Source organism: Aeromonas sp. 604176, from assembly GCF_049170755.1.
GTDB lineage: Bacteria > Pseudomonadota > Gammaproteobacteria > Enterobacterales > Aeromonadaceae > Aeromonas > Aeromonas veronii_A.
The window spans coordinates 1-22,244 of the sequence record NZ_JAAKNE010000026.1 but is presented as its reverse complement, the minus strand read 5'-3'; the positions used below and the strand labels follow the sequence as shown (position 1 = coordinate 22,244).

Annotated in this window: 19 protein-coding genes and 1 riboswitch; of the genes, 14 read left to right on the top strand and 5 right to left on the bottom strand. The window is 57.8% G+C overall.

Annotated features, from left to right (window positions below):
• Window positions 1-19: 19 nt before the first annotated feature.
• The 8 genes from flgF to mgtE all read left to right on the top strand — a co-directional run bounded on the left by flgF (window position 20) and on the right by mgtE (window position 9,508).
• Complete coding sequence (flgF, locus tag G5358_RS06870; RefSeq protein WP_005344530.1) at window positions 20-766, top strand: flagellar basal-body rod protein FlgF; 747 nt, start codon at window positions 20-22, stop codon at window positions 764-766.
• A 14-nt stretch (window positions 767-780) separates the two neighbouring features.
• Window positions 781-1,569, top strand: a complete 789-nt coding sequence (flgG, locus tag G5358_RS06865; RefSeq protein WP_216954109.1) for a flagellar basal-body rod protein FlgG — start codon at window positions 781-783, stop codon at window positions 1,567-1,569.
• A 14-nt stretch (window positions 1,570-1,583) separates the two neighbouring features.
• Window positions 1,584-2,255 (top strand): flagellar basal body L-ring protein FlgH, encoded by a 672-nt coding sequence (flgH, locus tag G5358_RS06860; protein WP_421252152.1) that lies wholly within the window; start codon window positions 1,584-1,586, stop codon window positions 2,253-2,255.
• An 8-nt stretch (window positions 2,256-2,263) separates the two neighbouring features.
• Window positions 2,264-3,361 (top strand): flagellar basal body P-ring protein FlgI, encoded by a 1,098-nt coding sequence (locus G5358_RS06855; RefSeq protein WP_216954108.1) that lies wholly within the window; start codon window positions 2,264-2,266, stop codon window positions 3,359-3,361.
• Between the two features lie 43 nt (window positions 3,362-3,404).
• Entirely contained in the window at window positions 3,405-4,478 is a 1,074-nt protein-coding gene (flgJ, locus tag G5358_RS06850; protein WP_216954107.1) for a flagellar assembly peptidoglycan hydrolase FlgJ, read from the top strand.
• Between the two features lie 3 nt (window positions 4,479-4,481).
• A complete protein-coding gene (locus G5358_RS06845) occupies window positions 4,482-6,485 on the top strand; it encodes a FlgK family flagellar hook-associated protein (RefSeq protein WP_216954106.1) in 2,004 nt (667 codons plus the stop codon).
• A gap of 4 nt (window positions 6,486-6,489) precedes the next feature.
• The gene (gene flgL / locus G5358_RS06840) at window positions 6,490-7,698 is read left to right on the top strand and encodes a flagellar hook-associated protein FlgL (RefSeq protein ID WP_216954104.1); all 1,209 of its coding nucleotides are present in this window, start codon (window positions 6,490-6,492) and stop codon (window positions 7,696-7,698) included.
• 176 nt (window positions 7,699-7,874) lie between these two features.
• A riboswitch (M-box (ykoK) riboswitch) is annotated at window positions 7,875-8,044 on the top strand.
• Between the two features lie 120 nt (window positions 8,045-8,164).
• Entirely contained in the window at window positions 8,165-9,508 is a 1,344-nt protein-coding gene (gene mgtE / locus G5358_RS06835) for a magnesium transporter (RefSeq protein WP_216954102.1), read from the top strand.
• A 60-nt stretch (window positions 9,509-9,568) separates the two neighbouring features.
• Here mgtE and ppx read toward each other — a convergent pair whose 3' ends face one another.
• The 3 genes from ppx to G5358_RS06820 all read right to left on the bottom strand — a co-directional run bounded on the left by ppx (window position 9,569) and on the right by G5358_RS06820 (window position 13,708).
• Complete coding sequence (gene ppx, locus G5358_RS06830) at window positions 9,569-11,059, bottom strand: exopolyphosphatase (protein WP_139444045.1); 1,491 nt, start codon at window positions 11,057-11,059, stop codon at window positions 9,569-9,571.
• Window positions 11,049-13,118, bottom strand: coding sequence for a polyphosphate kinase 1 (ppk1, locus tag G5358_RS06825; protein WP_005350671.1), 2,070 nt, complete (start codon window positions 13,116-13,118; stop codon window positions 11,049-11,051). The genes ppx and ppk1 overlap by 11 nt, the downstream gene beginning before the upstream one ends.
• A 74-nt stretch (window positions 13,119-13,192) precedes the next feature.
• Window positions 13,193-13,708 (bottom strand): glycine cleavage system protein R, encoded by a 516-nt coding sequence (locus tag G5358_RS06820; RefSeq protein WP_216963538.1) that lies wholly within the window; start codon window positions 13,706-13,708, stop codon window positions 13,193-13,195.
• 196 nt (window positions 13,709-13,904) lie between these two features.
• Between G5358_RS06820 and G5358_RS06815 the strand changes: the two genes are divergently transcribed.
• The 5 genes from G5358_RS06815 (at window position 13,905) to G5358_RS06795 (ending at window position 19,952) form a co-directional block, all read left to right on the top strand.
• Window positions 13,905-14,783, top strand: a complete 879-nt coding sequence (locus G5358_RS06815; RefSeq protein WP_227340833.1) for a DUF2726 domain-containing protein — start codon at window positions 13,905-13,907, stop codon at window positions 14,781-14,783.
• Window positions 14,784-15,051: 268 nt separating this feature from the next.
• Window positions 15,052-16,473: a sigma-54 dependent transcriptional regulator gene (locus tag G5358_RS06810; protein WP_216954401.1), complete on the top strand. Its 1,422-nt coding sequence runs from the start codon at window positions 15,052-15,054 to the stop codon at window positions 16,471-16,473.
• A 106-nt stretch (window positions 16,474-16,579) separates the two neighbouring features.
• Window positions 16,580-17,614 (top strand): sensor histidine kinase, encoded by a 1,035-nt coding sequence (locus tag G5358_RS06805; RefSeq protein ID WP_216954098.1) that lies wholly within the window; start codon window positions 16,580-16,582, stop codon window positions 17,612-17,614.
• A gap of 76 nt (window positions 17,615-17,690) precedes the next feature.
• Window positions 17,691-19,034, top strand: coding sequence for a sigma-54-dependent transcriptional regulator (locus G5358_RS06800; RefSeq protein ID WP_421208156.1), 1,344 nt, complete (start codon window positions 17,691-17,693; stop codon window positions 19,032-19,034).
• Between the two features lie 156 nt (window positions 19,035-19,190).
• Window positions 19,191-19,952: a Nif3-like dinuclear metal center hexameric protein gene (locus G5358_RS06795; RefSeq protein ID WP_421323839.1), complete on the top strand. Its 762-nt coding sequence runs from the start codon at window positions 19,191-19,193 to the stop codon at window positions 19,950-19,952.
• A 117-nt stretch (window positions 19,953-20,069) separates the two neighbouring features.
• On the opposite strand, the gene purN is transcribed toward G5358_RS06795, so the two are convergent.
• Both purN and purM read right to left on the bottom strand, forming a co-directional pair.
• Window positions 20,070-20,708, bottom strand: a complete 639-nt coding sequence (purN, locus tag G5358_RS06790; protein WP_421323838.1) for a phosphoribosylglycinamide formyltransferase — start codon at window positions 20,706-20,708, stop codon at window positions 20,070-20,072.
• Window positions 20,705-21,742, bottom strand: coding sequence for a phosphoribosylformylglycinamidine cyclo-ligase (gene purM / locus G5358_RS06785; RefSeq protein WP_421323837.1), 1,038 nt, complete (start codon window positions 21,740-21,742; stop codon window positions 20,705-20,707). The genes purN and purM overlap by 4 nt, the downstream gene beginning before the upstream one ends.
• A gap of 176 nt (window positions 21,743-21,918) precedes the next feature.
• Between purM and upp the strand changes: the two genes are divergently transcribed.
• Window positions 21,919-22,244 (top strand): uracil phosphoribosyltransferase (gene upp / locus G5358_RS06780; RefSeq protein WP_421297821.1); only part of this gene is annotated, 326 nt, incomplete at its 3' end.

Genomic DNA, 22,244 nt, shown 5'->3' with positions numbered 1-22,244 from the left:
CTGTTTGACGGAGAATCCCATGGATCACCTGCTTTATATCGCCATGTCCGGGGCCAAAGAGAACATGAACAGCCTGGCTGTTCGCGGTAATAACCTCGCCAATGCCAATACCACCGGCTTTAAATCCGATTTCGAGCAGGCCCGCAGCATGCAGGCCTTTGGTGAGGGGCTGCCCAGTCGGGTATTTGCCATGACGGAACGTCCCGGCCAGAACCTGCAGCATGGCATGTTGATGACCACGGGGAGGGATCTTGACGTGGCGGTGGATGGTCCCGGCTGGATTGCGGTGCAAGATCCGAAGGGGGGGGAGGCCTATACCCGTATGGGAAATCTGCAGGTCAATGCGACTGGCAACCTACAGACCTCTACCGGCTTGAACGTCGTGGATGACGGTGGTCAACCCATCGTGCTGCCAATGCCGATGGAGAAGCTGGAGATTAACCGGGATGGCACCATCAGTGGCCGTCCTGAAGGGGCCGCCGCGAATTTGTCGGAAGATTTTCAGCGGATCAAACTGGTTAACCCGGCCGCCGATGCGGTAGAGAAGGGCCAGGATGGGCTTTTTCGGCGCAAAGATGGCCAGAATGAGCCTGCCTCTGCCAACGTTGGCCTGATCGCCGGCTCCCTGGAGGGGAGCAATGTCAATGTGGTGGATGAGATGACCAACCTGATCCGGTTACAACGACAGTTTGAAACCCAGGTCAAGATGATGAAAACGGCCGAAGAGAATGACGAGGCCCAAACCCAGTTGCTGCGTATCAGCTAATCAAGGAGTTACCTATGAATCCTGCACTCTGGATCAGCAAGACCGGGTTGGATGCTCAGCAGACCAATATTTCGGTCACCTCGAACAACCTGGCGAACGCCAGCACCGTTGGTTTCAAGAAATCGCGGGCCATTTTCGAGGATCTGCTCTATCAAAACATCAATCAGCCCGGCGGCCGTTCGTCGGCGGATACCGAGTTGCCCTCCGGCTTGATGCTTGGCGCGGGCGCCAAGGTGGTGGCTACCCAGAAAAACCACAGTCAGGGCAACGTACAGACTACGGATAATTCGCTGGATCTGATGATCAGTGGCCGTGGCTACTTTGAAATTCAATTGCCCGACGGCAGCCTGGCCTATACCCGTAATGGGCAATTCACCCTTAACAGCGAAGGCACCATAGTGACGCCGGGTAACGGTTATCCCCTGCAGCCAGAAATCCAGATCCCGGAAAATGCCCAGAGTGTCACTGTCGGCACTGATGGTCAGGTCTCGGTACAGCTGAAGGGGGATGGTGCTTCTCAAGTGGTCGGACAGATCACCCTGTCAGACTTTGTCAATGCCAGTGGTCTGCAGCCGATGGGTGAGAACATGTTTCTGGAAACCCAGTCCAGCGGTGCAGCCATTCAGGGAACTGCCGGGGCGGATGGCATGGGGGTCTTGAAGCAAGGGATGCTGGAAAGCTCCAACGTTAACGTCACCGAAGAGCTGGTGAATCTGATCCAGGCTCAGCGGGTCTACGAGATGAACTCTAAAGTCCTCTCTGCGGTGGATGGCATGATGTCCTTCCTGATCCAGCGGACCTAATGGGGGGAGCCATGATGAAAAGCGTATGGATGCTGGGGTTGCTGGTGTTGGGGGGGTGTAACAGTACCCCCAATACACCCAGGCCTGATGACCCCGAGTTTTCCCCCGTATACGGGGAGTCGGAGCCAGTCTCGGTGAGACCGACGGGTGCTATTTTTCAGCCGGATCAGGTTAATGGCATCTATTCGGATATCAAGGCGCACAAGGTGGGTGACATCATCACCATCGAGCTGGCCGAGTCCACTTCCGCCTCGAAGAAGGCAAATACCCAGAGTGGCAAGGATAACAAGTTCAATCTGGATCCGGTGACGCTGGGGGGCGTGCCTGTCACTGCCAGCCCCTATGATCTCTCCGCATCCATCGCTCAAAACAGTGCCTTCAAGGGGCAGGCCAAGGCGGATCAGAGCAACAGCCTGCAGGGCAATATTTCGGTCAGTGTGGCCAAGGTACTGCCCAATGGCAATCTGCTGGTACGGGGCGAGAAGTGGATCATGCTCAACAATGGCAATGAGTATATCCGTATCACAGGTCTGATTAGACCGGAGGATGTCACCTCGGATAACAGCGTGTCATCCCAGAAAGTGGCGAATGCCCGTATCTACTATGGTGGTACCGGCGATCTTGCCAATACCCAGGAACAGGGATGGCTTACCAGCTTTTTCAATGGTCCATGGTGGCCGCTCTAGGAGATGTTATGAAGTCACTCCGTTTGGTTACTCTGCTCTGCTGTCTACTGCCTTTGGGGATGGCGAATGCCGCCCGGATAAAGGACATCAGCTCAGTAGAGGGGGTGCGTAGCAACCAGTTGATCGGCTACGGTCTGGTCGTGGGTCTACCCGGTACCGGCGAGAAGAACAACGCCTTTACCGAACAGACCTTCCGCACCATGCTCAACAACTTTGGTATCAAGGTACCGGACAACATCAAACCCAAGATCAAGGATGTGGCGCCGGTGGCAATCCATGCGGATTTGCCGCCGTTTGCCAAGCCGGGCCAGACCATAGACGTCACTGTTTCTGCCATCGGTGAGGCCAAGAGCCTGCGCGGTGGTACGCTGCTGCAGAGTTTCCTGAAAGGGCTGGATGGGCGGGTCTATGCAGTCGCGCAGGGCAGCCTGGTGGTAGGCGGGCTGGGTGCCGAGGGAGCTGATGGCTCCAAGGTGGTGGTCAATACTCCGACCGTCGGCCGCATTGCCAATGGTGCCACTGTAGAGCGAGAGGTGCCCAATGCCTTCAGCCAGGGTGACACCATCACCTTCAATCTCAATCGCCCCGATTTTACCACCGCGCGTCGGTTGGCCGATGTGGTCAACGATCTGGTGGGGCCCAATACTGCGCAGGCACTCGATGCCACTTCGGTCAAGGTCTATGCCCCACGAGATCCGGGTCAACGGGTCTCCTATCTGGCGACCATCGAGAACCTGGAGGTGGATCCGGCCAACGAGGCGGCCAAGATCATCGTCAACTCCCGCACCGGCACCATCGTTATCGGCAGTCAGGTGAAGCTCAAACCGGCGGCTATCAGCCACGGAGGCCTGACGGTGACCATAGCCGAAAACCAGCAGGTCTCTCAACCCAACCCGCTGGCAGGGGGTGAGACCACGGTCACCAACAACTCGACCATCAATGTCCAGCAGGAGCCCGGGCGGATGTTCAAGTTTGATACCGGTGCGACTCTGGACGATCTGGTCCGAGCGGTCAATCAGGTCGGGGTCGCCCCCGGTGATTTGATGGCTATCCTTGAGGCGCTGCAGCAGGCAGGTGCCATCGAGGGGCAACTGGTCATATTGTAACTGGCGGCAAGTGATTGCCACGGGTGGCAATGAGGTAAGCAAAATGGCGGAGTTTGACACCAACAGCGGCATGAATCTCGGGGTGGTGCAGGATATCAAGAACCTGGACCGTCTGCGCCAGATGAGCCACAGCAAAGAGGGACAGGCCGAGGCACTGCAGGGGGCTGCGCGCCAGTTCGAGTCAATCTTTACCCAGATGTTGTTTCAGAGCATGCGTCAGGCCAACGGGGTGTTGACTCAGGACAACCCGATGAACAGCAGCTATACCCAGTTCTATGAAGGGATGCTGGATGAACAGCGAGTGGCAGACATGTCCAGCAAGGGGGGGCTTGGATTGGCTGATATGGTGGCTAGGCAGCTCTCACCGGCGACATTTGTCCATCAGGATGGCCGGGTGCTCAAGATGCCGCAACGGACGGAACGGGTCTATAAACCCTACGAGCCACCCAAGACGGCTGCCACTGATTTGATCTCGGCATCAAAAGTTGGCAAAGATTTTGCTGAAAAAGAGATGACCGAGGGGGTCAAGGAGAGCCACGCACTCACTATGCCCCGTCGACCGCACCGCAGCATTCCGCCCATGGGACGCATGGCCAGCGAAGAGGGCAGTGCCGCCAGTAGTGGGGGCAAAGAGTTCGATACGCCGGAAGAGTTCGTTAATCGCCTGATGCCGCTGGCCAAGAAAGCGGCCGACAAGTTGGGGTTAAGCCCGGCGGTACTGGTCGCTCAGGCGGCATTGGAGAGCGGCTGGGGCAAACGGGTGATCAAGGATGGTGAAGGGCAGATGACCCATAACCTGTTTGGCATCAAGGCCGATCCTCGCTGGGAAGGGCCCAAGGCGGTAGTCAGCACCCTGGAATATGAAGAGGGAGTGGCGTCCCGCCAGAAAGCGGCGTTTCGTTCCTATGGCTCGTTTGAAGAGAGCTTCAACGACTATGTGGACTTTCTCACCTCCGGTTCCCGCTACAAGGGGGCCCTGGCCAGAGTGGACAGTCCGGATCGCTACTTCGAGGCGCTGCAACAGGCGGGTTATGCCACCGACCCGCACTATGCCAGAAAACTGAAACAGGTATTGCGCAGTGATGCCATTGCCCGATACAACGAGATGGAGCTGTAACATATGGCAAGCGATCTGCTTGGAATTGGTACATCGGGCGTGCTGGCACAGCAGCGCCTGCTGCAGAGCACCAGTAACAATATCGTAAACGTCAATAGCCAGGGCTATGTGCGTGAGCGTACGCTGGTGTTTACCAATGCCATCGGTCTTGGCACCGGTGACATCAGGACCGAGCGGGTAATCAACAGCTATATGCAGGGAGAAGTGCGTCGCGATACCTCTGCCTTTTACGCATCCCTGACTCATTACGAGCAGCTGGCCGGCGTGGATCGCCTGCTGGGAGACAGCAGCAATAGCGTAGGGGAGACCATCACCTCTTATTTCAAGTCCTTTCATTCGGCAAATGAATCACCCGCCGAGATCGGTGGCCGCAAGGTAGTGATGACGGAGCTGAGCGGTATGGTGAACCGCTTTCACACACTCTCGGCCCAGCTCGACAAGCAGAGCGATACCCTCAACACCCGTATTGAAGATGAGACCAAGCAGGTCAACAGTCTGCTCACCAGCATCAATGATCTCAACCAGGCGATCATCCGTACTCAGGGGTCTCCCGAAGAGAACCTGATGCTGTTTGATCAGCGTGACGAGGCGATCAGGCAGCTCTCCGAGAAGATGGATATCCGTACCGTAACCCAGGCTAACGGCAGCGTATTGGTCAATATGAGCACTGGTCATTCGCTGATCCTGGATGGGGGCGTTGCCCAGTTCAAGGTGGTGGCGGGCGATCCCGATTCCCGTGATCAGGAGTTGCAGCTGACTCTTGGCGACAATCAGGCTCTCATCGATCACGATACCTTCGGGGGGGCCATGGGAGGGCTGTTCAAGGCGCGTACCGACCTGGAGCCGACCAAGCGTGAACTGGGCCAGCTGGCCGTTGCGATGGCGGATGCCATGAACCAGCAAAACCGTCTCGGGATGGATCTGGACAACGAGTTGGGCAGCGATATTTTCACCCTGCCAACCAGCAAGGGATTGCCTTATGGCGACAACACAGGGTCGGTCGGAGCGAATGTCAGCTTTGTACCCGGCAAAGGAAGCTCTGTAACCCCCTTCGACTATGAAGTGCGCTTTAGCAGTGCGACCGGATATGAAGTGTTCTCGCTGGACAAATCTGGTAATCGCACCTCTGTGGCGACGGGCACCACGCCGCCAGCAACGTTTGAACTGGCTGGCCACGGGATCTCGATCGATCTCACCGGTACGCCAGCGGCAGGAGACAAGCTGCTGCTGCAACCAACCAAGGGGGCTGCTGCCGGGCTGGCTCAGCAGATCAACCGGCCGGAAGACCTGGCCTTGGCTGCACCTCTCAAAGTACAGAAGACTACCAACAACATCGGCAGTGCAGACATCAAGCTCGATGGCATCTTCAATACCGGAACGGGTTCCGGTTTTGGTACCAACAGCCTGGATCCCGCCGCTCCCCAGATCGTCAAGATCGGCAATAACGGCAATTATGAGGTGTATGCCGGTGATGGCACTACCTTGATCGGTGTCGCGCCGGCAGCCAGCAAAGGGCAGAATTTGATGGCCTCGATAGTAAACCCCTTTCCGGGTGGGCCTGCGGTCTACAGCAACCCGAAACAGAGCCCGGGCTACGAGTTCAGCATTACCGGCACGGTAGAACAAACCGACAGCTTCCAGCTTAGTTACAACACCAATGGTTTTGCTGATAACAGCAATGGTCTGGCAATGGCTGAGTTGCAGAACAAGGATCTGGTACGCAAAAGCACCAATGGTGGTACCACCAACGACAAGATGACCTTTAACCAGGCTTACTCCGGGTTGGTGATGGAAGTGGGTAACAATACCAGTCAGGCAAAAACCCTGCTCAAGGCTAATGAATCCAAGCTGATCCAGAGTACTGGGATCTACGAGAGCGTCTCCGGGGTCAATCTGGAGGAGGAAGCGGCCAATCTGATCCGTTTCCAGCAATCTTACGCGGCATCCGCGCAGGTGGTCAGTACGGCCAAAACCATCTTCGATACACTGCTTTCGTCCGTGAGGTAACGTCATGCGCATCACTACAAACATGATCTACGATCGGAATCTTTACTCACTCACAAATACCAACGAGCGACTGGACAAGGCCTATCAGCAGCTGCAAACCGGCAACAAGTTTCAGAGTGCCGGTGAGGATCCGGCAGGCATGAGCCAGAAGATGGCGCTGACCAAAGAGATTGAACTGTTTAAACAGTACGGGGTGAATGGCAGTCTGCTGCAGAACAGTCTGGGGCATGAAGAGACAGTATTGGACTCTCTCAATACTGCGATGCTCAGTGCTCAGACCCTGATCCAGAAATCCAATAATGGTGCCATTAGCCTGGATGACCGAAAGGCCATTGCCAGCGAACTGGAAGGGTTGCAGCAGCAAATGTTTGACCTGATGAACAGCAAGAACTCATCGGGTGAATTTATTTTCGGGGGCAATCAGAGCAAGACCCAGCCCTATGTGAAAGATGCCAACGGTAAATACATTTATCAGGGAGATCCTGGCCAGCGAAATATTCAGGTATCGCCCACAGTGCAAATTGCTGCCAATGACTCCGGACAAGATCTGTTTGAAATCGTAGCAACCAGAAGAACCGCCAGTGCCACCAGTGCGAATATCAAGGTCGGGGTCGGGGATCAGGGGGATTTTGATAATTTCTATAAATCCAGTTACGACCCGGCACTGCCCAGCAACACCTACACAGTCTCCACCACAATTGGCCCGCCCGATACCTATGATATCAAGGATGCGGGTGGCAATACCCTGCAGACAGGTAATTACACTCCCGGTACCAAAATACCGTTCAATGGTCTCGAACTGACACTGGATCAGCCTGCAGGTGGTGCAGCACAGCAGTTTGCTCTCAATCCTCCCAAGAATGACAACGTGTTGAACGGGATGTCAGACTTCATTACGGCTCTGCGTGATCCCAATATTTCAGCCGAGAGTTTTGAGCAAAAAGTGGCCGATGCCACCGTTCATATGAAAAATGCCCGTTTGAACATTGATCATGGGCTGGGTGAACTGGGTGGCCGGATGAACAGTCTGGAGCAGGTGATGGGTTCCAACGAGGGGTTGAGCACCCTCAATGCCGAGGCGAGAGCCAAGGTGTCGGAAGCCGATCTCTATGAGGTAATTTCAGCACTGTCAAAAGAGGATGCGGCATTGAGTGCCTCGCAGCTCTCGTTCAGCAAAATAAGTCGTCTGACGCTATTTGACTATATTCGCTAAGAAAAGGCCCCTATGGGGCCTTTTTGCTATGCATCCCCGGCAGAGTTCCCCTGATATGTTCCGACAATTGTAACAAGCTGTTGCCATACCCTGTTTCCTGGTTGAGGCGGGGTTGACCTCCCTGCGGGATTGGATAATCATGCCGCCCGCACAACAGAGGGTTGTGCATATTATTTGCAGCATCTCGTTAGGCGAGGCTCCTGTATAAACACAGGCCACTGATCTCACGACGTCCAGAGACGCCCAAGATCAGGACAGTTTTCATCGGATTAAGGTGTAAACCCAAGTGGCTTCCGGCATGCCGGATACGTTATGCAGTGCTAAAGCTGGTACGTGGGGATGATGACACGCCGAACGGCGTCATTTCCTGCCTATTACTCGTCAATCAAATTGCTGTTTTCTTTCAGACAGCGAACGGTCTCCGCTCGCGCTCAGGCTTGCCTGAAATCACATGAGGTTCTTTGTGATGAAGAAAACACACACCATTCTCAACCGTCATCAACTGCTCGATCTCGCCAGCCTGCAAGGCTGGCTGGAACACAATCTGGATCCGGTTCAGCGCGCCGATCAGCTGCTGACCCTGCGTCCGGAAGAGCTCAACTGCATCTTTGACACCTTGCCTGCGTCAGAAGGGGCAGAACTGATCGCTTCTCTCTCCGCAGAGAGTGCCGGTCGCCTTTTGCTGCGGCTCCATGGCAGCATCGTCAGCGTGTTGCAGGAGGCTATTCCCCGTCGCGAAATGGTGGCTATCCTGCGCAAACTGAGTCGTCAGGATCGCACCATGTTGCTGGCTCGCTTCCCGACCCAGGCGCAGGCCATCTACTACTCACTGCTGGATTGGCCGCCTGAGTCCGTCGGGGCCAATATGCGCCACGAGTATCTGGCAGTGAGCGAACAGGATTCAGTCGGCAAGGCCAAGCAGCTGATCCACGATGCCTGGGACAATGCCCAGCTGTTCCGCCACATCTATGTGGTCAACGTGGATGGCCGTCTACAGGGGAGTATCTCGCTCAAGAGCTTGCTGATTGCTGACCCCGAGGCCAGTGTCGCTAACCTGATGGACCGGGAGACGGTGCGGATCAACGCTCGGGCTGATCAGGAGCTGGCGGCGCGCCTGCTGATCGACCGCGACCTGTCGGTATTGCCGGTCGAGGACCAGGGGCGACTGGTCGGTATTTTCCACGTCGATGATGCCGCCGACATCCTGGAGCTTGAATCTACCGAGGATGCCGAGATGCAGGGTGGCTCATCACCGCTCGATACCCCTTACTTGCAGGCGACCCCCTGGCAGTTATGGCGCAAACGGGTGGGCTGGCTGCTTATCCTGTTCGTGGCGGAAGCTTACACCGGCACCGTGCTGCGGGCATTCGAGGAGCAGCTGGAAGCCGCCATCGCGCTAGCCTTCTTTATCCCCTTGTTGATTGGGACTGGCGGTAACAGCGGCACCCAGATCACCACCACCATAGTACGTGCCATGGCGGTCGGGGAGGTGAGTCTGCGCAATCTCGGCACCGTGCTGAAAAAGGAGCTCTCCACCGGTCTGCTCATCTCGGGGGCCATTGCCATGGCGGCCTGGGTACGGGCATGGAGTCTCGGCGTCGGTCCCCAGATTGGCATGGTGGTGACCTTTACCATCATCGCCATCGTGCTCTGGAGTGCCACGGTCGCATCCATTATTCCCATGGTGCTGCGTCGTTTCCGCATCGATCCGGCGGTGGTCTCTGCACCCTTCATCGCGACGCTGGTGGATGGTACCGGCCTTATCATCTACTTCGAGATGGCCAAGCTGTTGTTGCCCGAGTTGCAGTAACCGGGAGATTGAGATGCAAAAGGCAGCCAGTGGGCTGCCTTTTGCATTTATCTTTCCGGTTTAGCCGAGTTGGAACAACAGTGGCCAGCCCTGCTCCTGGCAATAACGATGCTCTTTCTCCAGATTCTGCATCAGGAGACGGTTCTCCTCGCACCAGTCAATCGGCAGGGTCACGACCAGCTGATCCCCTTGTACCGCGACTTTCCACTCGGGCAGCAGGTTGTCCTGGCGCTTGTGGTGAGCGGCGACTGCGAGGCGCAAGATGCGGATGCAACGCAGCACCGTTTGCATGTCGTGGTTGGGCAGGGGAGGCAGCTCGGAGAGCTTGAGCCCCTTGCGCTGAAAGCGTACCAGCGCTGCCAGCAGCGCCTGATCGTCCTGGTTGAAGCCAGGCAGGTCGGTGTGTTGCAGGATATAGGCGGAGTGGCGATGAATGCCGCTGTAGTTGATGGCAAGGCCGATTTCGTGCAGCCGCGCTGCCCAGCCGAGGATGGCGCGATAGGGCTCAATCTCCATCTGCCAGGGCTCTTGCAGGGCATCAAACAGGGTCAGCACGCTCTGCTCAACCCGGGCTGCTTGTTTGCGGTCCATCCGGTAGTGGGTGCCGAGCGCCTGCGCGGTACGCTCGCGAATATCGTGGTGCTGCAAGCGTTCCTCGAATTCATAAAGCAACCCTTCGCGCAGCGCACCATCGGAGTAGTCGAGCCGCTCGATGGGCAGCGAGGTAAACAGCCCGAGCAGGATGGCGACCGCAGCGGCAAACACCTCCTGACGCTCCTCGGTAAGCCCGACCAGTTTGAGGTTATCGACTCGCTTGCGCTCAATCATCAGCGCCTTGAGCCGCTCCAGCCCCTCCAGCGTAATGCTGCCGTCAGTCAGCCCTTCCCCCTGCAGCACGTCGCGCACGGTACGAATGGAGCCTGAGCTGCCAAGGCAGCTCTGCCAGCCCAGCTTGCGGTACTGGTTGACGATGGGGGCGAGTTGGTGCTGCGCCTCTAGCACGGCATTGGTGAAGTGTTTGTCGCTCAGCTTGCCGCTGGCGAAGAAGCTTTGGGTAAAGCTGACGCAGCCCATCTTGCGACTGGTGAGGGCCTTGTGTTCAAACCCTTCACCGATGATGAGTTCGGTGCTGCCGCCACCGATATCGATCACCAGTACCTGACCCTCGATATGCTGGGTATGGGCGACACCCTGATAGATGAGGCGCGCTTCTTCCTGCCCGCTGATGATCTCGATGGGGTGGTTGAGCACCTTGGCTGCTTCACTCACAAATTCGCGGGCGTTGCTGGCACGGCGCAATGTGTAGGTACCGGCGATGCGGATCTGATCCGGTTTGATGTTGGTGAGCCGCTCGGCAAACAGCGACAGGCAGGCGAGACCGCGTTCCATCGCCTCCGGGCTCATGCGTTTTTGCTCATCCATCCCTTCCGCCAGCCGCACTCGCTCCTTGATGCGATCGACGATGCGAAAACGCCCTTCGCTCAGATGGGCGATCACCATATGAAAACTGTTGGAGCCGAGATCCACGGCGGCATAGAGACTATTGTCCATTGTTTGACTCGATACGTTTGAGATAGTCGTAAATCGCCACCTGAGAGCGGATCTTGCGGCGGTTGCCCCGCTTCACATATTCGTTCTGCTGGTCGGCATCAATGACCCGCGCCTTGCAGGTATCACTCAGTTGTAGTTCGAGAATGTCCATGATGCGCTGCTTGAGCCGCTCATCATAAATGGGGGTGCCCACCTCAATACGGCCGTCGATATTGCGGCTCATCCAGTCAGCGCTGGAGATATAGAGCTGGGGGTTGCCCTTGTTGTGGAACACCATCACCCGCGGGTGCTCGAGGAAGCGGTCGATGATGCTGATCACCTTGATGTTGTCACTGAGGCCAGGTACGCCCGGACGCAGGGCGCACATGCCACGGATGATCATCTGGATCGGTACACCCGCCTGCCCGGCGGCATAGAGGCGGTTGATGAGATCCTTGTCCACCAGATTGTTGATCTTGAGGATGATGCCGCTCGGCTGGCCCGCCTTGGCGTTGGAGAGCTCGTTGTCGATGAGGCGATAGAGCTGACGGCGGCTGTTGATGGGGGAGACCAGCAGGTGGTTGAATTTGTAACGCTTATAGGGGTACTCGATGTATTCAAACACCCCTTCCACTTCGGCGGTGATATCCGGATTGCGGGTCAGCAGCGAGAAGTCGGTGTAGATCTTGGCGGTCTTCTCGTTGAAGTTGCCGGTGCCGATATGGGCGTAGCGCACCGCCTCGCCATTTTCGTGGCGGGTGATGAGGCAGAGCTTGGAGTGGATCTTGAGGCTCGGCACCCCGAACACCACCTTGACCCCGGCATCGGTAAGGATATTGGCCCAGTCGATGTTGGCCGCTTCGTCGAAACGGGCGCGCAGCTCGACCACCACGGTCACCTTCTTGCCGTTGTTGGCGGCATCGATGAGGGAGTGGATGATCCGCGACTTCTTGGCCACCCGATAAATGTTGATGCGAATGGCGCTGACCGCCGGATCGAACGCCGCCTGGCGCACCAGCTCGGTGAAATGGTGGAACTTGTGGTACGGGTAGTAGAGCAGGATATCCTGCTTGGTAATCGCATCGAAGGCGTTGACGAAGCCGTCAAAATCGCGGCAATCGAGGGCCGGCAGCTTGGGGTTTTCCAGATAGTCACGGCCCACGTTGGGGAAGCCAATGAAATCCTTGAAGTTGTGGTAACGCCCGCCCGGCATGATGGCATCGTAGGAGCTGATCTGCAGCTTGAGCTTGAGGAAGCTTATCATGGCAGCAGGCATCTCCCGCTCGTAGACGAAGCGCACCGGCATGGCGGTGAGGCGCTGCTTCAAGCCGTCACTCATCTTGTCCACCAGGCTCAAGTCCAGCTGGTCGGAGAGATCATATTCTGCATCCCGGGTCAGCTTCACCGCATAGGCGGCAATCTCGTCGTAGTCGAAGAAGCCTTTGAAGATCTCGTCGAGGCAGAAGCGGATGACGTTATCCAGAATGATGATCTGCTTCTTGCGGCGGGTCCCTTCCGGCGGCAGCTGGAAGAAGCGGGGCAGGTCGTCGGTCGGCACTTCCACCAGAGCGTACTGGATCACCTGACCGTTCTTCTTCATCTCGATGGCCAGATAGGTGTACTCATCCTTGAGGAATTTGACCGGATTGACCTCTTTGTTGAGCAGGATCGGGATGATGTGGCGCAGCACCTTCTCCTTGAAGAAGACCCGCAGCCACTTCTGAATGGCATCGGAGAGCTGGTTCTCGTTGACCAGAAAGATGTTGTGGCGAGCGAGCGCAATCAACAGCTCTTTATAGGTGTTGTCGAACGCTTCACCGAGCGCCATCACTTTTTGCTGGATGGCGCGCAGCAGCACTTTTGCTTCATCGTCGCCACCATGTACTTCATTGATGAGGATGCGGCGCTTGACGTCCGATACCCGTACCTTGAAGAACTCATCCTGGTTGGAGGAGAAGATCCCCAGAAAACGAACCCGCTCGATGAGGGGCACCGTCTTGTCCATTGCCTCTTGCAACACCCGTTCATTGAATGAGAGCCAGCTCAGCTCTTTCTCTTCATACTGCTTGTCGGTGCTCATCTTGTGCCTCTGTTTCAGGTCGCGTCTGCGCGGCAGTTATGGCGTTAATATATGACAAATAAATGACAGTATTGTTACTGCTCGCTGAACGCTTCGTCGATGTCGACGACCAGATCGTCGGAGAGGGATTCCAGCGCGGTGATAAGCGTATCCATCGCGAGCCCGTCGGGCAGGGCTACCAGCGCATGGGCATAGAAGAGCGGGGCGCCGGAGTGGGGAGCCGGTTCACAGCCAGTGGTGAGATCGGCCACATTGATCTCGAGCTGACGCAGGATGCTGGCTACTTCATGGACGATGCCGGGGCGGTCGTTGCCGGTCACCGTCATCATGACTTGATGGGCTGGCTCGGTGGTCGGTGTCCCTTCGGCAAAGCTGATGGTCAGACCCGGTAGCATGGCCAGTGCTTCGCACAGGCTGCGATAGTGCTCATCGGGGACAGAGACATGGAGAATACCGGCAAACTGGCCCGCCAGTTCGCTCATGGCGCTGCCCAGCCAGTTGCCCTGCTCGCGGCTGATGACTGCTGCCAGACTCTCGACGATCCCGGGTTTGTCTGCACCGATCACGGTGACCACCAATTGCTTTTGCATCCTGCTCTCCTTGAAATGGGATTTCTTGCTCTATCCCTATTGTGCCTGCTGGGGCTGGTCATATGAACCCCCGCCTGCTGACAAATAGATAAAAAGACGGGACTTTTCACTTTCTATACACGGGTCTGCTGCCTTGCTCCGTGGCGGCTGTGGTAAAGTAATTCCCCTTTCGTGTCGTGAAATGGATCGTGCTCTCATGAATACCCTTGTCCTATCGGGATTGTTGTTGCTGGCGCTGCTTGTGCTGGCGATCTTCTGGAGCAGAGGCAGACAGCAAAAGCGCCTGCCCTATGATATGCAGGAGACCCTGTTCAGTCCCGCCGAGCGCTCCTTTCTCGGGGTGCTGGATCTGGCGGTGGGTGACAAGGCCCGGGTCTTTGCCAAGGTGCGGGTGGCTGATGTGCTGACGCCGCAGGCCGGGATCGGCAAAAGCAAATGGCAGCAGTACTTCAACAAGATCAGCGCCAAGCATTTCGACTATCTGCTTTGCCACCCCGCTGATCTCTCCTTTATCTGTGCCATCGAACTCGATGACAGCTCCCACCGTCACCAGAAGCGCAAGGCGCGGGATCTCTTTCTGAAAACCGCCTGCGACAGCGCCGGACTGCCGTTGCTGCAGATCCCGGCAAGTGCCAGCTATCTGGTGGAAGAGCTGCGCGAACAGATCCTGCCACTGCTGGTCAAAACCAGCGAACCATTGATCGATGATCTGCCGCACGGGGCGCGGCGCGAGCCGACGTTCAATCCTCTGTTGCTGGACGGCGTGGATGTCGGTGCCGGGATGCGTGGCCGCAATGCCCATGCCGAGGCCATCTCGCCTGCGTCGCTCCACGAGCCCGCCATCCAGGTCAAGGGGATGGTGGAGGCGCCACAGAGTGAGGGGGAGTTGGTCGATAGCCTGTTCGCCGATGTGGAAGATGATGAAGAGCACGAGGTACACCACTGCCCTCGTTGTGATGCACCTCTGGTGGAGCGGGAGGCGAAAAAAGGCCCCCACGCCGGTCGACTCTTCCTGGCCTGTAGTCGTTTTCCCGCGTGTCGTTATGCGGCGCCGCATCACCACCACAGCCACTGAGTTCATCTGACCGTATTGCATGCTGCCCTCTGACGAGGGCAGTTTTCTTTCCGCCATTGGCGGCGTTTGCTAGCGGCGCCAATGCAGAAAATTCCTCGGCAAAATTTATCTAATCTCCCGTTTCTATCGATACACTTAGCCTGAATACGACAATTTTTGACAATGTGTCGGTTTTTTGGCACTTTGTGTGCCTGCAAAAAGACAGTCAGTAGCTGTTTTATTACTAAATAAAACAATAAGTTAGTTCAGGATATCGCGAGGGATGGATATGGTGGAGATGGGCGTGTTGATTGTTGATGCCGATGCGCAGCGGCGCCAGCAGTTGGGAACCGTGCTCACGTTTATGGGGATCCTGTGGCAGGATGTCGCAGAAGGGGACCTGGATGTCGCCATCGAATCTTCTGGCCCACTGCAAGGGGTGCTGGTGGGTGAACTGGCAGGTCGCACCTTGCCCGAGTTACTTGCCGCTTTCCCTCGTACCCCCTTTATCTCGCTGGTTGAGGCGGAACTGCCCAACAGCAACTTTATCGGTGTTGCCCAAGCCCCCTTTACCTATGAGTCGCTGACTCGTCACCTGCACTTCTGTCAGGCTTTTGTCTCTCTCCATCCCCGTCAACAGACCCACGACAAGGGGCAGACGTTGCTGCGTTTGCTGGTGGGCAAAGGGAAGGGGATCCAGGAGGTTCGCCGCCTCATCAGCCAGGTGGCCGAGACCGATGCCAACGTGCTGATCCTTGGTGAATCGGGAACCGGCAAAGAAGTGGTGGCCCGTGCCATTCACGAACTCTCGGCCCGCAGTAGTGGCCCCTTTGTGCCTATCAACTGTGGTGCCATTCCTGCCGAGTTGCTTGAGAGCGAACTGTTCGGTCACGAGAAGGGAGCCTTTACCGGCGCCATCGCAGCTCGTCGCGGTCGTTTCGAGCTGGCGCAGGGGGGCACTCTGTTCCTCGACGAGATTGGCGACATGCCGATGCCGATGCAGGTCAAACTGCTGCGGGTATTGCAGGAGCGGCTGTTCGACAGGGTCGGTGGCGGCAAGCCCATTCAGGCCGATGTGCGCATCATTGCGGCGACCCATCGGGATCTGGAGGCATTGATCCGCAGTCAGGGTTTTCGTGAAGATCTCTACTACCGCCTCAACGTCTTCCCCATTGAGACCCCGCCACTGCGGGATCGCATCGATGACATTCCGCTGCTGCTGCAGGAGTTGCTCAACCGTCACGCGGAGCAGCACCACAGTGTGATCCGTCTGACCCAGCGGGCGCTGGAGTCGCTGATGCAGTACCCCTGGCCGGGCAATGTGCGCGAGCTTTCCAACCTGCTGGAGCGGCTGCTTATCCTCTACCCGCAACAGATCGTCGATGTGGCGGATCTGCCGAGTCGTTATCGTCTGTTGCCGAGCGAGCCGCGGGATGAGCGGCTGACCGAGATGGATGAGCGGGATGCGCTGGCGGCGGTGTTCCAGGAGCCGCCGGAGCTGGATCACCCCCTCGCCTCTGCCCGCACCATGCAACTGCCGGAGGAGGGGGTCAATCTCAAGGAGATGCTGGCCGACCTTGAAGTGGAGCTGATCCGCCAGGCGCTGGAGTCGCAGGACGGGGTGGTGGCCCGCGCCGCCGATCTGCTCGGCATGCGCCGTACCACCTTGGTAGAGAAGATGAAAAAGTACGGGATGAGCAAGGACGTTTAAGGGTCAAAGCCTTGACGTTAACATGCAATCTATTGTTTTAATTAACATATTTTAGTGGCATGGAAATTGAATGACCTGACCCAATAGCCAGTTTGAGGTCAGGTTTATGACGATCCAGCAGCAGGACATGCCACTCCAGTCCCACGAAGTGAGCCAGCTCTATGCCATCTTCAAGGCGCTCCCCACCGGGGTGTTGCTGCTTGACGGGGCTGGGGTGGTCACCCGCGCGAATCCGGCAGCCATCTCCCTGCTGGGGGAGCCGTTGGAAGGAGAGCTCTGGCGCCGCATCATTGCCCGCTGTTTTGAACCACGTGAGGATGATGGCCACGAGATCTCCCTGCGCGATGGACGACGGGTCCAGCTTTCTACCCAGCCGCTGCCGGATCAGAGCGGCCAGCTGGTCTTTATCAATGACCTCACTGAAACCCGCAAGCTTCAGGATCGCATCAACCACATGAAGCGGCTGTCGGCGCTGGGCAATATGGCGGCTTCGCTCGCCCACCAGATCCGCACTCCGCTCTCCGCCGCCATGCTCTATGCCGCCAACCTGGCCAACCGTACCCTCAAGCCGGAGTCCCGCAGCCAGTTTCAGCAAAAGCTGATGGCCCGCCTCCAGGATCTGGAGAAGCAGATCAACGACATCCTGCTGTTTGCCCGCAATGGCGACAATCAGGTGGTCACCCCCATCTCGGTACAGGGCTTGCTGGCTGAAGTGCAGGCTGGTGCCGAGGCTTTCTGTCAGCAACAGGGCTGCGAACTGCACATAGAGGCGCCGGAGCCCGATCTCTGCCTGCTGGCCAACAGCAGCGCACTGGCGGGCGCCATCAACAACCTGATCGCCAATGCCCAGCAGGCGGGGGCCACGTCACTCTTGGTCAGCGCGGTGCGCAGTGGTGTCCGGGTGGAGATGCGTGTCATCGACAATGGCAAGGGGATCCCTTCTCACCTGCTTGGTCAGGTATTCGAACCCTTCTTTACCACCCGCTCCCAAGGCACTGGCCTCGGGCTGGCGGTGGTGCAATCCGTCGTGCGTGCCCATCAGGGGGAGGTCGGTGTGGCCTCGGTTCCCGGTGAAGGCACCTGTTTTACTCTGTCGTTCCCCCTGCATCAGCAGCAGGTGCAACTTGGAGGTGCAGCATGAGCCTTGTTAAGGAGCTGTGCCTGCCGAGAGGGAGCCATATCAATGCGGCCAGGTTGGCTGTCGTGGGAGGTGTAGCATGACTCAGGCCCGGATCCTGGTTGTAGAAGATGACAATGGCCTGCGCGAAGCGCTGGTGGATACCCTTTTGCTCGGCGGTTATGAGTGCCGCGAAGCGGACAGCGGCGAGCGTGCTCTGCTGGCCCTCTCCCGTCAGCCGTTTGACATGGTGATCTCCGATATCCAGATGGGGGGAATGGACGGCCTCACCCTGCTGGCTACCATCCGCCAGCAATATCCGCAGATACCTGTGTTGCTGATGACCGCCTACGCCAATATCGACGGCGCGGTGCGCGCCATGCGCGAAGGGGCCATCGACTATCTGGCCAAGCCCTTTTCGCCGGAGGTGCTGCTCAATCAGGTCAGCCGCTATGTGCCTGCTCAGAAGGTGGAAAAACGTGCCGTGGTCTACGGGGATCCCAAAACTGCCGAGCTGTTCCAGCTGGCGACCCGGGTGGCCAGAAGCGAAGCGACCGTGATGGTGACCGGCCCGAGCGGGACGGGTAAAGAGGTGCTGGCCCGTTACATTCACGACAACTCCAGCCGCGCCGAGCAGCCTTTCGTCGCCATCAACTGCGCCGCCATTCCGGAAAACATGCTGGAGGCAACCCTGTTTGGCTACGAGAAGGGAGCCTTCACTGGTGCGGTACAGGGGTGCCCGGGCAAGTTCGAGCAGGCGCAGGGGGGCACCTTGCTGCTTGACGAGATCACCGAGATGGATCAGGGGCTGCAAGCCAAGTTGCTGCGGGTGTTGCAGGAGAAAGAGGTGGAGCGGCTCGGCAGTCGCAAGATGATCCCGCTGGATGTGCGGGTCATCGCTACCAGCAACCGGGATTTGAAAAAAGCGGTGCAGGATGGCCTGTTCCGCGAAGATCTCTACTATCGCCTCAACGTCTTCCCGCTGCGATGGTCTGCCCTGAGTGAGCGGCCCGGCGACATTCTGCCGCTGGCGGAGCACCTGCTGGCCCTGCATGCCAGCCAGCAAGGGCTGCCCACCCCGCAGCTGGAGCCGCAGGCGCGCGAGCGGCTGCTCTCTCATCCCTGGCCCGGCAATGTGCGGGAGCTGGATAACGTGGTACAGCGTGCCCTGATCCTTAGCCCCGACGGGGTCATTGATTGTGACCACCTCATTCTGGAAGAGCTGGACGAGCAGGAGATGGAGTTTGTCAGCGTGGAGCGCAGCTATGGCGGCGATCGCCTCGGCAGCGAGCTCAAGCAGCAGGAGCACCAGATCATTCTCGACACCCTGCAAGAGTGCAACGGCAGTCGCAAGGATGTGGCCGACCGGCTCGGGATCAGCCCGCGCACCCTGCGCTACAAGTTGGCCCAGATGCGGGATGCCGGCATCGACTTGCCCGCCTGAATCAGGCTGGTGCCTCAATAGAGGGATGTATCACTGTGTGGGAACCGTCATGGTCTTGATGACGGCTCTCGATTATCATAGGGCCCTTGGCGTTTTGAGCCGGGGCCTTGTTTTTATTGGTAAAACAGGGAATCGCGCCGTTATAAAGGGACCCTTATGATCTCTCATCGAAAATTGGAAACCGTACTGAACCACCTGCTCGAACCCCACGCCATCAAGGATTACTGCCCCAATGGCCTGCAAGTGGAGGGGCGCGAGCGCATTCGCAAGGTGGTGACCGGTGTCACCGCCAGTCAAGCCCTCATCGATGCCGCCGTGGCTGCCGATGCCGATGCCATTCTGGTTCACCACGGCTACTTCTGGAGCGGTGAGCCGGCCCAGATCACCGGTATGAAGCAGCGCCGCATCAAGACCCTGCTGGTCCACGATATCAACCTGTTTGCCTACCACTTGCCACTGGATGTCCATCCCGAGGTGGGCAATAACGCCCAGCTCGCCAAGCTGCTCGATATCAAGGTGCGTCGCGGTCTGGAGCCGTGGAATAGCAAGAGCGTCGCCATGGTGGGCAAGCTGGAAGAGCCGATGAGTGGCGCCGACTTTGCCAAGCTGATTGTCGAGCGCCTTGGTCGTGAGCCGCTCCACTGTGGCGACAGCGGCCCCGAGCTGATCCGTTCCGTGGCTTGGTGCACCGGCGGCGGTCAGAGCTACATCAATCTGGCGGCGGAGCAGGGCATCGATGCCTTTATCTCTGGCGAAGCCTCCGAGCAGACCATTCACACCGCTCGCGAGATGGGGATGCACTTCTACGCCGCTGGCCATCACGCCACCGAGCGTTATGGTGTCAAGGCGCTGGGGGAGTGGCTGGCGACCGTGCATGGGCTGGATGTCACCTTTATCGATATCGACAATCCGGTCTAGGGTCGCTTGGCCGCCTAGCGGCGTAATCGGACCTGACCTAAGCCATCGTGAGGTAGGTAGAAATGACAAGGGAGGCCTAAGCCTCCCTTGTTGTATCTGACATGCAGTTGTTAGCGGTTACTCGCAGGCGTAACCCGCGGCACCCAGCAAGGTGCCATCCAGTTGTACGGCGCCATCAACCATCTGCAGCCTGCCTTCGCAGAACCAGCGTACCACCAGCGGATAGATGCTGTGCTCCTGCGCCTGTACCCGTGCCGCTACCTCGTCCGCACTGTCTCCTTCAAAGATGGGCACACGGGCCTGCAGGATCACCGGGCCACCATCCAGCTCTTCGGTCACGAAGTGGACACTGGCGCCGTGTTCACTGTCACCGGCATCTATGGCGCGCTGGTGGGTGTGCAGGCCCTGATACTTGGGCAGCAGGGAGGGGTGGATATTGATCATTCGCCCGGCGAAATGGCGCACCAGATCGCCGCTCAATATCCGCATAAACCCGGCCAGTACCACCAGATCCGGCTGATAATCTGCCATCAGCGCCAGCAGGGCGGCGTCATACTTCTCCCGGCTGGCAAACTGCTGCTGGGCCAGAATGGAGGTCGCCACGCCTGCTTCTTTGGCGCGAACCAGACCATAGGCATCGGCCTTGTTGCTGATGACGCCGACCACTTCACCGGCAATCTTGCCGCTGGCGCAGTGGTCGAGGATCGCCTGCAGGTTGCTGCCGCTGCCGGAGATTAGGACGAGGATCCGCATCATTTGATGACGACCTGCTCCTCACCGTCGGCTGCCTTGGCGATATGACCGATGTGCCATGCATTTTCGCCTTCCGCCTTGAGCAGGGTCAGCGCCTTATCCAGCTGGTTGGCGGGCAGGGCGATGATCATGCCGACACCACAGTTGAAGGTGCGATACATCTCGTGACGGGTGACGTTGCCAGCCTGCTGCAGCCAGCTGAACACCGTCGGCCACTGCCAGCTCTGCTCATCGATCACCGCTTGAGTGTTGGCAGGCAGTACGCGGGGGATATTCTCCCAGAAGCCACCGCCGGTGATGTGGGAGAGGGCGTGGATCTCGCACTCCTTGATGAGCTTGAGCACAGGTTTCACATAGATGCGGGTCGGCTCCAGCAGGGCGTTGGCCAGGGTGGTGTCCCCCAGCGGCTGATGCACGTCTGCTTTGGAGACTTCCAGAATTTTACGGATCAGGGAGAAGCCGTTGGAGTGAGGGCCGCTGGCGGCCAGGGCGATCAGGGCATCCCCTTCACCGACCTTGCTGCCGTCGATGATTTCGCTCTTCTCCACCACACCGACGCAGAAACCGGCGATGTCGTAGTCTTCCCCTTCATACATACCCGGCATCTCGGCAGTCTCGCCGCCCACCAGGGCACAGCCTGACTTCTCGCAACCGGCACCGATCCCGGTGACCACCGCGGCCGCGGTGTCCACGTCCAGCTTGCCGGTCGCATAGTAGTCGAGGAAGAACAGCGGCTCGGCGCCCTGTACGATCAGGTCATTGACGCACATGGCCACCAGATCGATGCCCACGGTGTCGTGCTTCTTCAGGTCGATGGCCAGCCGCAGCTTGGTGCCCACACCATCGGTACCGGAGACCAGTACCGGCTCCTTGTAGCCCGCAGGGATTTGACACAAGGCCCCAAAGCCGCCAAGACCACCAAGGACTTCAGGACGACGAGTGCGCTTTGACACGCCCTTGATACGTTCAACCAGTGCATTGCCGGCATCGATATCTACGCCAGCATCCTTGTAGCTCAGTGAGGTTTTGTCAGTCACGAGTATTCCCCGTCATGTAAAGAAGTGGAGGGTAAAATTCGGGGCGTATTCTAACAGTGGCGGTGAAAAACCAGAAAGGAAATCGTTTGCGCGTTTTTGCGCGGAAATGCTCTACAAGCGGTGGCTTTTGTTGTATGATTCCGCGATTTTTTTGCGGCAGGTTAGAGGAGATAATAATGAAAGTCGTTGAAGTCAAACACCCCCTGGTCAAACACAAGATCGGTCTGATGCGTGAAGGCGATATCAGCACCAAGCGTTTCCGTGAACTGGCCAAAGAAGTGGGCAGTTTGTTGACCTATGAAGCGACCTCTGACTTCGAAACCGAGAAGGTTATCATCGATGGCTGGAATGGGCCAGTAGAAGTTGACCAGATCAAAGGCAAGAAGGTAACCGTCGTACCCATCCTGCGTGCCGGCCTTGGCATGATGGATGGCGTGCTGGAGCACATGCCGAGCGCCCGCGTCAGCGTGGTCGGTATCTACCGCGATGAAGAGACCCTGCA